This is a genomic window from Methanosphaera sp. BMS, from assembly GCF_003268005.1.
Taxonomy (GTDB): Archaea; Methanobacteriota; Methanobacteria; order Methanobacteriales; family Methanobacteriaceae; genus Methanosphaera.
Window position 1 is genome coordinate 1,367,653 of sequence record NZ_CP014213.1, and the last position, 14,886, is coordinate 1,382,538.

1 protein-coding gene (only partly in view) is annotated in these 14,886 nt (G+C 36.3%); it reads right to left on the minus strand.

Features of this window, described 5'->3' with window-relative positions; translation table 11 throughout:
- Positions 1-14,886 carry the 3' portion of an Ig-like domain repeat protein gene (locus AW729_RS04830; protein WP_112124043.1) on the minus strand. It continues 14,607 nt past the right edge of the window, so 14,886 of the gene's 29,493 nt are visible here — the last part of the coding sequence; its start codon lies beyond the right edge, outside the window — the gene reads right to left on this strand; the stop codon is at positions 1-3.

Consider the following 14,886-nt stretch of genomic DNA (forward strand, 5'->3'; position numbering starts at 1 on the left):
TTATACTTTGGTTATGTTGGTAGTAGTGTATCTGCCACCAAGATATCCAACTCTTTCCCCTGTTACAAGTTCTATACTGTTTATCTTATCGACGTTGTATGGTAATATGATGTTTAAGTCAACATCTCCATCAACAGCCTCATAGAAGACTGTCCTGTTATTGATTTTATAGGTTTGACCATTTATTTTTAAACATAATGTGTTTGTTCCTTTAAGCAGGTTCTTATGATAATCCACTATCTTGGATTTGATGGTCATTTCCTTAGTCTGTGTATTTAATTTTACGCTATTGTTTACAAATGAGATTGGGGATCTTTCAACGCCGAATGTTGTAGTGTTGTTTACACCTGGGTTGTAGCTTCCACTGCCGAATACTGCCATTACAGTGTAATTCTTATCGGTAAGATTTGTGTATTTACCGGCAAGACCTGCTGGTACATAATACTGCATGGTTGCTACACCGTTTACAACTTTGGCCTGTTTAGCTGTTCCATCCTCATTCTTAATGGTTATACCGTTTACCTTAAATACTACAAAGTTATCATCATAGTCTTTTACCCGTCCATTATTCTTACCGCCGGTTACGTCAGTTACTACTGCCTTGAGTGTAATGTTTACATCCTGTTTAGTAGTTTTTACAGTTGTAACTGTGATTTGAGCGTCTCGTTTTACAAGACTTGCCTGTCCGGGCACAATTGATCTTGAACTATAATATTTGCTGTTTCCACCGTATGCTCCAGTTATGTTTACAGCAGATCTTAGGTATGTATCTGCCACTACTGTAACTGTAACTGTTCCGTTTACTGGTGATAATATCATAGGATCTCCTTCAGGGCTAAACTTACCATTTGTTCTTAATGTTAATCCGTTAACCTTAAATACAAATTGTCCACCGGTCACTTTTGTACCAAATTCATCCGTAACTGTTGCACGTAATGTGATGTTGTCACCGAGTACTCCTTTTACATCATCTACTTTTACAAATGTAATTATCTTACTTGCATTGTAGGTGCTGTTTGCTTTAGCGGAGTTATAGGTGTCATCACCATTAAACTGTGCCGTTACATTATTTAATCCTACATATGTAGTATTATATTCCAGTGTGTAGTCACCATAACGGTCTGTTGTAACTGTTTTTGTTACTCCATCCATGTTAAGTGTTACTTTTGCCTTGGCTATTGGGTTTCCATTAATATCAGTAAGTTTACCCGTGATTTGTGCTTTTTGTGTAAGGGTAATGTTTTTGATTGGGTTGATTGTGATGATTGCCTTGTTTTTGTTGACAGAGATTGCTTGAGTTTTACTTGAAGGATTTACAAAGTCATTTCCATTATATGTAATGGTTACGTTTTGTTTTCCTGCAGGTACATCTAATTTGATAGTTGCAGTTCCGTTTTTGACAACTCCTGTTCCTATCACTTTACCATCCTTGTCTGTAACGGTTACTGTTCCATTTGGAACTTTGTTACCGTTTTTGTCTGTGACGTTTACTTGTATTGTGGTGTTTCCTACATTTGATCCTGTTTGTTTGGATTTTATTGTAGAGTTTACTTTTACTGTGAATTTTGTCTGATTATTTGATGGATTATATGTTTTATTTCCTGCGTAACTAACTGTCACATTGTTTACACCACCAGTAGTGGTTGTGTATGCAAGCGTGTAGACACCCTTGCTGTTAGTGGTGGTAGTGTATGACTTGTTGTTAACTTTCACTGTTATGTTAGCATTTGCTATTGGCTTGTTGTTTGAATCTAATAACTTACCAGTAATGTTCACTTTATCTCCAACAGATACTGTTTTTATAGTATTTATTGGGATTGTAGTGTTGATTTTCTGGGTTGTAATTGTAGTGCTTGTACTTTGTTTTTTGTACTCGCCCGTACCATTGTATGTTATGTTAATCGGCGTTTTTCCAGGTGTTGTGTTAAGTGGTACTTTAGCCGTACCGTTTACAACCGGAGCCGTTACATTTGTACCGTCAGGCATTGTTACAATTACTGTTCCATTTTTAACAGGTCTTCCTTCATTATCAGTTACTTTTACTTCTATTGAAGTGTTTCCTGCCGTATCATTGGTTTGTTTTACATCCAGTACAACATCCTTCTTGTTGACTGTGAAGTTTGTTTTGTTAGCTGTTGGGTTATAAATTACATTTCCATCATATTCTACTGTGATATTGTTTTTACCACTAGTTGTTGTTGTGTAGACAAGTGTGTATTCACCTGCCTTATTTGTAGTGGTATTGTATCTTTTACCATTTATTGTGACTGTTATATTAGCGTTTGTAATGTCAACACCGTTTTGATCTTCTAAACTACCGTGTATGGTGACGTTATCACCGATTGTCACATCATTTATCTTATCAATTGGGATTGTAGTGTTGAGTTTTACTGTTTTTACACTAGCGGTGGTATTTAATTTATCGTAGACACCTGTACCGTTGTATGTTACGTTTACATCCATTGTTCCAGGTATTGTGTCAAGTGGCACTACTGCTTTACCGTTTTTGACAGGTGCAGTTATGTTTGTACCATTTGGCAGTGTTACGATTACATTACCTTCATCTACAGGTTTTCCATCACTATCAGTTACGTTGACTTCCAGTGAAGTATTTCCTGGAGTGTTACCCACTTGTGCTACAGCCATTGAAGTCTCTTTCTTGTTGACGGTTAACTCTTTGCTTTCACTTGTGACTGGATTTATCACTCCATCCTTACCGTTATAGGTAGCGGTTACTGGGAGTTTACCGGCCTTATCTGTAGTGTAATCATATGAGTATTTTCCATCAGTTACGTTTACTGTGTATTTTTTGCCGTCAATATCTATTGTTACAGTTCCGTTAGCTATAGGTTCACCCATTCCATCCGTTACTGTACCATTGATGGTTACCACTTCACCAATGGTTACTTCATCCTTGTCAAGAGATATTGTAATATCCGCATCTTGTTTTTCAACGTCTACTACGATTATTTCTTCACTTGCTGTTCCAGCGGCACTACTGTTTGTTGCATTGCTTGCTAAGTATAGGTCATTTTCATTGTATGTTACAACCACGCTTAACTGTCCATCATGTTCTACAGGTATTGTAATGTTTGCAAGTCCATCCGTTAAGTTTTCGCTTACAAGTTCATTACCGTTCATGTCATAAACGGTTATGTTACCCTGTATTACGTTTTCATCGGTTAGATTTGTTACATTTACGCCTATTGTCACATTTCCGACTGTTGTGTTTATGATTGTTACATTTGTCTTGGTAGGTATCTTACCGACTGTGAAGTTAATTGTTTGACTTGTGGATTCTTCAACAGTGTCATTTCCAAGGTATGTGGCATTTACTGTGTAGTTTGCTATTTCACTTGGAGTGTATTCAAGAGTGTATTTGGAATCAATTATGTCAACGATTTCTTCGGTTCCGTTTACGTTAACTGATACTTTACCTTCTGTAATGACGTTTCCAAGTTCATCTCTTACCTCTCCAGTGATGATTACGCTATCACTGATTATTATGCTATTGTTGTTTACTTCAATAGTTATTGTAGATTTTTGTTTTACTACGTCAATAACCGTGATGCTTTCTTCACCAGGTGCTGCACTACTGTTTGTAGCGTTGCTTGCATAGTAGTAATCATTTTCCTGATATTCTACTATTACATGGAGTGTATCTGTGTTGGATACTGGTATTGTGATGTTAGCTTTACCGTCAGTTAATTTGCCTGTTGCTATGGCTTCACCTGTTGAGTTATCTTTTATGATAACTGTTCCTTCGCTTACATAACTAGTTGTCATGTTTGTAACTTCAACGTGTACCGTTACGTTTCCAGCAGTATGGTTTAGTATATCTGCTATTGTAACTGTAGGCATTTTGGTTACATCTATAACTATTATGTTTTCCTTCTCAGGATCAACAGCTGATTTGTTTGTAGCATTGCTTGAATAGTAGTAGTCATTTTCCTGATATTCTACTCTTATTTCAAGTTCTCCACCAATTGTTGCAGGTACTGTGATGTTTACACGACCGTTTACAAGTGGTGTTTCATCTACTATGATATTGCCATCTGCATCATATACCACTACACTTCCTTTGTCTACAAGACTATCTGTCATATTTGTTACATTTACTCCTATTGTTACATTACCGAGTGTTGTGTTTAGTATTTCAACATTGGTGATTGTAGGGAGTTTTGTTACGTTTATGACTGTGATATTTTCTTTACCAGGTGCTGCACTACTGTTTGTAGCGTTACTTGCATAGTAGATATCGTTTTCTTGATATGTTACTATTACCTCGATTGGTCCGGATGTTGTGGCCGGAATTTGCAAGGTTACATGTGAATCTGTTAGTTCACCGTTTGCAAGTATTTTACCTGTTGTATCGGTTACTACAACTGAACCAGTTGATACATCTCCATTTGATGTGTTTGTTACGGTTATACCTAGTGTTACATTGTTGATACTGGTGTTTAGTATTTCAACTGTTGTAATTGTAGGTATTCTCGTTACATCTATGAGTATGATTTCCTCATCAGGTGTTCCGATTGCACTGCTGTTTGTAGCGTTGCTTTGAGCATAGATGTTGTTTTCATTGTAGGTTACAATTACTCTTAACTGTCCTATGCTGTCTACTGGTATTGTAATGTTAGCTACACCTTCATGTAATGTGCTTTCATTTAATACTTTTCCAGTTGTATCTTTTACAGTGATTGTACCTTTGTTTACTAATGTTTTTGTAAGGTTAGTTACATTTACACTTAATGTTACATTGTTTAATGTTGTGTTAAGTATTTCTACATTTGTAATTGTAGGTATTTTATTTACTGTAAAGGTTAATTCTTCACTCATTGCAGGGGTCATACTGGCATTACCAAGATATTTGGCTTTGACTATGTAGTTACCTGCAGTTATTCCTGTGTAGGTGAGTGAGTATTTTTCATCGGCTATTTCAACTGTTTTTTCTGATGTTGTTCCGTCTTCATCGGTAACATATACCGTTACGCTACCTGCTTTGACTACTTCACCCATTCCATCAAATACCTGACCGGTTATGTTTGTATTTTCTGAGATGATAATTGATGTTTCAGTGAGGTCTATGGTTATAGTTACACTTTGTTTTTGTACATCAATTACTGTGATGTTTTCACGTTCTGGTTCGGTAGCACTTTCGTTTGTAGCGTTACTTGCAAAGTAAATGTCATTCTGTTGATATTCAACTACTACTTCAATTAATCCGGATTCAAGTACTGAGTCCAGTTTAATTACGGCATTGCCTTCGTTGATTCTGCCTGTTGCCAGTATTTGTTCATAGTTTGAAGCGTTGTGTATGTATACGTCACCTGTTGTTACGGATTCTCCTGTCATGTTGGTTACTGTTACATTTAGTGTTACGTTTCCTGCTACATTATCAAGTATTTCTACTGTGGTAATTGTAGGGATTCTTGTAACATCTATAACAGTTATGTTTTCTTTGCCAGGTAGTGCCGTGTCATTTAGTGCTGTACTGTTTAGGTATAGGTCGTTTTCAACGTATTTGACAACTACTTCCAATGGACCGATTGCTTCTGCAGGAATAAGTATATCTGCTACTCCATCAGTTAGGTTAGCTTTTGCTAATTCATTTGAATCGGTATCGTATACTATTATGCTTCCCTTAGTTACTAAGTCCTCGGTATTGTTTGTTACGTTTACTCTGATTGTTACATTGGATAGTGTTGTGTTTAATATTTCAACATTTGTTACTGTAGCAATCTTATCGACTGTAAAGCTGGTTGTATTTTCAACTGCGTCAACTGCACTGTTTCCGGCATATACTACTTTTACGTCTACTGTTCCATTGTATATTGGTGTGTAGACTATGGAATATACACCGTCATCATTTGTTTTTGTGATGATGCTTGTACCGTTTACGATTACTTCAACATATGCATCGGCAATAGGATTATTCATTCCATCTGTGAGTGTACCGTTTATAGTTACCTCCTGATAAACTATAGCAGCAATAGGTGTTGCATTAACAGTGATTGTAGCATTCTGCAATCCTACCGTAATGTTTTCAAAGACTTCACCGGAAGCCTTATCAACACCCACACTTGAAGTGTAATTCTCATTTTCAAGATATGTTACACTTACAGCCACATCACCAGCATCAGCAATGTCAAGTTTAACTGTCGTATTAACACCAGCCACATCAACAGTCACATTCTTACCAGCAACTGTAACGTTAAACTGACCACTAGTTACAACTTCACCACTACTGTTGGTAACAACCACATCAATAGTCACATTACCAGCAGTATTATTCAAGACTTCAACAACAGTAGTTGTCGGCATCTTATTAACAGTAAAGTCAACAGTTTCACTAGTTACACCATCAACCGTAGCATTACCAAGATATGTAGCGTTCACATCATAAACACCAGCAGTGTAAGTTGCATTCTCAACGGTGTAATAACCATCACTGATTGTCGCATGAACTGTCTGTCCATCAACAACCACATCAACATTACCTTCGGTTATGAGGTTGCCCATACCATCAAATACCTGACCACGAATAGTTACAACATCACCCATAATCACACTAGGATTAACAACTTCAATTGTAATTGAAGCTTCCTGTTTAACCAAGTCAATTACGGTTACGTTTTCATATTCAGGACTTGCGGCAGATGAATTTGTAGCATTGCTTGCCATGTATACATCATTTTCATTGTAGTGAACAATTACTTCCAATGTATCATCACTAGCCACCGGTATTGTGATAACTGCTTTACCATCAGTTAATTCTGCAGTTGGTATTGTACTGATTACGTTACCATCTTTGTCAAGTATGTTTACTGATCCATTGTTTACAACAACATCAGTCATGTTTGTAACTGTTACTTCAATTGTGACGTTACCTGCGGTATTGTTAAGTATTGAAACACTTGCTTTTGTAGGTATTTTACTTACAGCAACGTTTGAATCAGTACTGCTTGCAAGGTATAAGTCATTTTCAACATAGCTAACTGTTATGTCAACAGCTACTGCATCATGAATATCCAATGTAATATCGGCTACACCACCAGTAATGTCAGCTTCTCCAAGTATAATACTTGAATCAGATGAGTTATATACGATGACATGACCATCAATTACAAGATCTTCAGTAGTGTTTGTTACGTTTACTCTGACTGTCACATTGGATAGTGTCGTGTTAATTACTTCAACATTTGTAATTGTAGCAATCTTATCGACTGTAAAGCTGGTTGTATTTTCAACTGCGTCAACTGTACTGTTTCCGGCATATACAACTTTTACATCTACTGTTCCATTGTATAATGGAAGGTAGACAATTGAATATACACCATCAGCATCAGTTCTTGTTAGCTCAACAGTATCGTTAACTGTTACTTCAACAACTGCATCAGCGATAGGTTTACCCATACCATCTGTGAGTGTACCGTTTATTGTTACATCCTGATATACGATAGCAGCGCTAGGTGTTGCGTTAACAGTGATTGTAGCATTCTGCAATCCTACCGTAATGTTTTCAAGGACTTCACCGGAAGCCTTATCAACACCCACACTTGAAGTGTAATTCTCATTTTCAAGATATGTTACACTTACAGCCACATCACCAGCATCAGCAATGTCAAGTTTAACTGTCGTATTAGCACCAGCCACATCAACAGTCACATTCTTACCAGCAACTGTAATGTTAAACTGACCACTAGTTACAGCTTTACCACTACTGTTGGTTACAACTACATCAATAGTCACATTACCAGCAGTATTGTTCAAGACTTCAACAACGGTAGTTGTCGGCATCTTGTTAACAGTAAAGTCAACAGTTTGGCTAGTTACACTATCAACCGTAGCATTACCAAGATATTTAGCGGTTACTTCATATGTACCGGCCGTGTATGTTTGATTGTTGATACTGTAATATCCATCCACAATAGGAGTTGTAATGGTTATTTCATCAACAGTAACATTTACATCACCAGTAGTTATGAGGTTGCCCATACCATCAAATACCTGACCACGAATAGTTACAACATCACCCATAATCACACTAGAATTAACAACTTCAATTGTAATTGAAGCTTCCTGTTTAACTAAGTCAATTACGGTTACGTTTTCATATTCAGGACTTGTAGCTGATGAGTTTGTAGCATTGCTTGGGTAGTAGTGTGTGTTTTCTGTGTATGTTACATTTACGTATAACGTATCTGTATTTTCTGTTGGAATTACAAGTATTGCTTTTCCATTTTCCACATTGCCTGTTACGATAGTTCCACTTGCATCGGTTACAACCACTTCACCCATATTTACAGGTTCACCGGTTGCATTTGTTACTGTGACTTCTATTGTAACGTTACCAGCTGTGTTGTTAAGGATTCTTACAGTTGTAGTTGTAGGTATTTTATTTACAGTGAATTCTACATTTTCGCTTGTAATGTTACTTACATTTTCATTTCCGAGGTATGTAGCGTTGACTGTGTATACTCCTGCAGCTATTGTAACATTTGTTATTGTGTACATTCCATCTTTGAGTTGTGCTTGATATGTTGTACTGTTTATTGTTACGTTTACTGTTCCTTCAGCTATTGGTAATCCCATTCCATCGGTTACTGTTCCATATATTGTCACGTCTTCACCAATGACTACTGTGTCTTTGTTGGTGTTTATTGTGATTGTAGCGTTTTGTTTTGCTACGTCAATGTATGTGATGTTTTCATCGCTAGCACCTGACGGTAGGCTTTCATTTCTGGCATTGCTTGATAGGTATATGTCATTTTCATTGTATGTTACGTTTACTCCTATTAGTGTTGGAGTTGTTACATTTAATGTTAGGTCTATACCGCCATTTACCAGGTCGCCTTCGCCGATGATGTTGCCATTTTGATCATGTACAACTACATGACCTTTTGTTACTGCATCACCGGTAGCGTTTGTTGTGGCAATATGTACCGTTACGTTGCCTATTGTGTTGTTTAACACTTCGACGGTTGTTTGGGTAGCTATTTTTGTTACATCTATTACTGTGATATTTTCTCTTCCGGCTTCTGCTGATTCATTTAAGGCAGTGCTGTTGTAGTAAATATCATTTTCAATGTATTTTACAACCACTTCAAGTATTCCATCGGTAGTTGTAGGTATGATTATGTTAGCTTTTCCATCGGTTAACTCTGCATGGGTTAATTCGTTACCGTCTGTATCATAGACTATGACTTGTCCTTTCTCCACTAACTGTGATGTACTTGTGTTTGTTACGTTTACACCTATTGTCACGTTGTTAATGAGGTTACTTATGATTTCCACATTGGTGATTGTAGGTATTTTTGTAACGTCAATAACGGTTATTTCATCAAATGGACTTACTGCACTGTTGTTTGTAGCGTTGCTTGGCAAGTATACATCATTTTCATTGTAATGTACAATTACTAGTAATTCACCGGTTTTGTCAACTGGTATTTGTATATCCGCCATACCATCGGTTAGTTGATGGTTTTCTACAAGAACATTTCCTTCTCTGTCATATATTGTCACCGTACCGTCTTCAACGTTGACTCCGGTAATGTTTGTTACATTTACACGGATGGTTACATTGTTGAATGTTGTATCAAGTATGGTTACATTTGTTTTTGTAGGTATTTTACCTACATTTATGACTATTGTTTCATTATCTCCAGCTGCAGCTGATTCATTTGTAGCATTGCTTGCCATGTATACATCGTTTTCATTGTAGTGAACAATGAATTTGTATTCTTTGGCTTCATCAAATGGTAGTTTGATTACAACTTCACCATTATCGAGCACTAGTTCATCTAAATCACCTATTACATTACCGTCCGTATCAAGGATTGTTACGTTTCCTTTTTCTACGGATTCACCGGTTTGATTTGTGACTGAAACCCTGATTGTTACATTGCTTAATGTAGTGTTTAGTATTTCCACACTTGTGACTGTAGGGATTCTGGTTACGTCAATCTGGGTAATGTTTTTATATGGATCTTCTTCACTTAGTGATGAGTTTGTAGCATTGCTTGCCAGGTAGGTGTCATTTTCCTGATATTCTACTATGACATCTAACTTACCTATATTATCAACTGGAATTGTTATATTAACTACTCCATCAACAACTTGTGCTTCTGTTATTACTTGTGCATAATCTGATGCATTGCGTACTTTAACTGTACCGTTTACATCATTGCCGTATACATCAACTACACTTACTTCAACTGTTACATTGGATAGGGTAGTGTTTAATATTTCCACACTTGTTGCTGTAGGTATTTTAGTTACTTCAAATGTTGTTTCATTTGTTGCAACATTATAGTTGTCATCTGTAAATGTTGCAGTTACGGTTATTTCACCTAATCTATCAGATTGATAGTCAAGTGTGTATCCACCGGTACTGTTGGTTTTAACAATAAAGTCATTACCGTCAACGTTTACTGTTATGTAACTATCAGTTATTCTGTTGCCCATACCGTCAGTTAGGTTACCTGATATGTTTACATTTTCACCAAGATAACAACTTGAGACATTGGTTTCAAGTGTAATGTTGGCTGTTTGTTTTACAACCGTGATATTTGTTAACTCTTTGTTATCATCAGTATTGTTAGCAATACTTGGTGCGTAGTAATCGTTACCGAGATATTCTACACTTACAGGTATGTCTCCTACTGTTGTAATTGAGGTTAATGGAACCGTTAGGTTTTCTTTACCATCAATTAAGTTTACAGTATAAGTTTTACCTGCAATGGTGATGTTTACATCACCGGTCATAGTAGTGTTTCCATCTGCTCCTACTACTTTAATGTCGATTGTAACGTTTCCAACAGTATTGTTTAGTATTGTAACTGTTGTAGTTGTATTTATTTTATCTACAACAAATGTCGTGTTGTTTGTAGATGACTTGATTAATACGTTTGCATTATCTGTAAGTACATCATTAAACTCTGCGGTTACATTGTTAACTCCGACAATATCCGTCATGTATTCATGTGAATATCCGTCTTCTGTTAGCTCTACCTCTACAGGTGATTCTTCATTTACAGTTAGGTATACATGTCCTTCAGTTATTTCATTGCCCATTCCGTCATATACATGTCCGGTAATTGTTACTTTTTGACCGGATGTCTGACTTTCTGGAATTACAACAACTGTTATTGAGGATTGCTGACTATCTGCATTGAATACTGTGATTTCTTCACCGGTAGTTGAGTTTAATCCATTGCTTGATAGATATGAATCGTTTTCAACATATTTTACGTTGAAGGTTACTTCATCTGTTGTGTTGATGAATGCATTGCCGTCCAACGTGATTGTTGAATTACGTCCTATTACCGGGTATTGTTCTGTTTTGCCGTTTACTGTTACTTCAAAGCAACCTGCAGATATGATATCTGTATGTCTGCCTGTCACGTTTTCTGTAAAGACAACGTCAATTGTCACATTACCTTGGGTATTGTTTATAACAGTTACATTTGTTATTGTAGGTATTCTATTTACAACATAACTTGTAGTGTTATTTGCAGGACTTATTGATTTATCTACACCATCATATACTACTTTTACATCATAATTTCCTTTATTTAGGTTGTTTATGATGTATGAGTATTCACCGTTTCTGTTTGTTTCAACTGTTGCTTTCAATACATCATTGATGTATATTTTTACATCAGCTGTTGATATAGGCCTATCCTGTCCATCAGTTAATATACCACTTATTTTAACGCTTTCATCAACATATAATGAAGACTCGTTAACGTTAACTGTTATTGTGGAATTTGATAGATGGATATTTTCCGGATCGATTGTTTGAGTATCATTGGATCCTTCATAGAGGTCATCTTCAGCAAATACTGCCATAACAACTATCGTTTCATTGCTTTGTGGCGTGTAACTTACAACAATTGTTCCATTTTCATCAGTTAATGGTACATTGCTTAACACTTCACCATTTACTGTTATGATAATTGCTTTGTCACTGATATTGTTGGCATTTGCAGTATTGTTTGTTAGTCTTACTTCAATGTCGAATGGTACGAATACCTCTACCTCATCAGGTAGGGTTACTGTAACATTTGTAGGCATTTTATGTACGCTGAAATGTGTTGTATCGCTATCACCAAGAATTGCATTAGCTATTCCATCATATACAGCTTGTACTGTGTATTCACCGGCAATCTCATGGTTTAATAGATATGAGTATTCACCGTCACTATTGGTTAATACACCTGTTAAGTAGTTACCGTTTAGATAGATTGTAACTGGTCCTCCAACGATTTTATTTGATTGTCCATCAACCAGTTTACCGGAGATTGTTACATTATCACCTGCATATAAAGCTGGTTTATCAACTTTAACTGTTATTTGTGACTGTGACAATCCAACGTTAACGGTTAATTCCGTTTCGTTTCCAAGGTATACATCGTCACTTTCCTCAAGGTATACTGCCTTAATTACTAATGTAGTATTGTCTCTTGGTGTGTATGTTATACTTGTTTTACCATATTCATTGGTTTTTGGAATACCGGTTATTGGTATGTCATTTACGGTTATGATAATGTTTTTACCGGCTATTGGAGCATTGCTGCTGTTAGTTAATGTTACTTCAATGGTAAATTCCTTGTTTACTTCCACATTATTAATTGGAGTAATAGTTATGGTTGTAGGTATTTTACCAACAGTATACTCTACAGCATTGCTGTCTGCACCGTTTACAGTATCGTTACCAATATATGTGGCTGTTACTGTGAATGTGCCGAGTGCTACTGTTTGATTTGATACTATAATCTTACCATCCAGAACGTGCATGTCATCCCTGTTAACTATTTCATCTCCATCGATGTAGATTGTTACATCATCAAGTTTTGTTACTTGGTTTCCATCGCTGTCTGTGACATTAACTATTATATCAACTTTTTCTGATAGAATCAGTGAAGTTGTGTTAACATCAACTATTACAGTAGAGTTTAGTTTTGCAAGGCCGATTACAGTTGTGTTTTCCTTATCTGGAGTTACTCCACTAGTGGTGTTATGATATACACTTGAGTTGTAGAGATCATTTTCAAGGTAGGTTACATTTACTTCCAGTGGATCCATATTCTCGGAAGGTATATTGACATTAACTTTTCCATCAATATCAAGTTCTTCTTCAATAATAGTTCCATTGGCAAATGTTACTTTGATTTTACCACTTATTGGACTTCCGGTTTCATTTGTTACACTTACTTCAATAGCTACATGACCAAATGTATTGTTTATTATTGTTACATTGGTTTTTGTAGGTATTTTATTTACTGTGAATTGTACATTTGTGCTTGTTACACCAGCACTGTCACCAGCACCAAGGTATGTTGCATTGACTGTATATTCACCTGCACGTGAAGCCGTGTATGTTAAGTTATATGAACCGTCACTATTTACCATTACAGTAGTGTTTGTACCATTAATTGTTACATTTACCTGTCCTGATGTGATAAATTCATTGTTAACTGTTACTGTACCGCGTATATAAACGTTTTCACCAACAATCAATACTTCAGGATTTAATCCTATGCTGATTGCTGCTTCCTGTTTAACTACGTCAATATTTGTAATGTTAATATCAGGATCATCACTTGACAGACTGCTGTTTGTTGCATTGCTTTCAAAGTATACGTCATTTTCTTGATATGTTACGTTTACTTTGACAACACCAACTGTGTTGACATTTAATGTAATGTCCACTCCACCATTTACAAGTTCTCCTTCACCGACAATTACACCAGACTGGTTATGTACTACTACATGACCGCGTTCTACCGGATTATCAGTTAGGTTTGTAACTTTCACATGGATGGTTACATTACCGATGGTATTGTTTAATATTGTTACATTGGTTTTTGTAGCAATCTTAGTAACGTTGAATGTTGTATTGTCATAGCATGAGTTATAATTATCGTTTCCATCAAATGTGGCGTTGACAATTATGTTGTCTGCTACCTTACTTGTTGTGTAGTTTATTGAATATCCACCTGTATTGTTGGTTTTAGCATGATAAGCTACTCCATCAATGTAGATTACTAAATCTGTGTTAGGTATATTATTCATCATTTCATCAACAAGCTGACCGCTGACTGTTACGTTTTCACCAAGGGTAACATTTCTAGGATTTACTTCCACGGTGATTGCTGAATTTCTTGGAGTTACTGTGATGTTCTTAAGAACTTTGTTATCATCAGTATTGTTTGCAATACTTGGTAGGTATGTGTAGTTACCTGTGTATTCAACTTTTACGCTGAAGTTTCCAACATGTGTCATGTTGTCACGTAGGTAGACAATTGTGTTGTCCTGACCGGATAAATCCACTTCAAAGGCGTCATTACCGGCTATGGTAATGTTTACTTTACCTTCCCTGATGATGTTATTATAGCTGTCTACAACTGTAATGTTTAATGTTACATTACCAACCGTATGGTTGGTGACTGTTACATTGGTAGTTGTAGGTATTCTTCCAATAGTTAATTCAACATCTTCGCTGGTTGCAATTAATTCCTCTTTATTGTATGAGGAGTTAATTGTGACCGTACCGTTATAGACTGGTGTGTAGTCATAGTAGTATGTTCCGTCCTCACTGTTGAATGTTGCAGTATAATCTGTTCCATTTATTTTCACAGTTACTGTTGCATCCTCAAGTAGAGGTTCTCCAGTTTCATTATAGACTGTTCCACTTATTCTTACAATTTCTCCTATTATTACATCAGTCTTTTCAAGGTTGATTGTAATTTCAGGGTCAACCGTTACTGTAATAAGGGTAGTGTTTTCCTGACCTGCAGGAGGATTTAATCCTGTAGCGTTGCTTGGAAGGTAATTGTCATTTCCTTCATAGGTTACGTTTACATAAATGTCTCCAGGTTC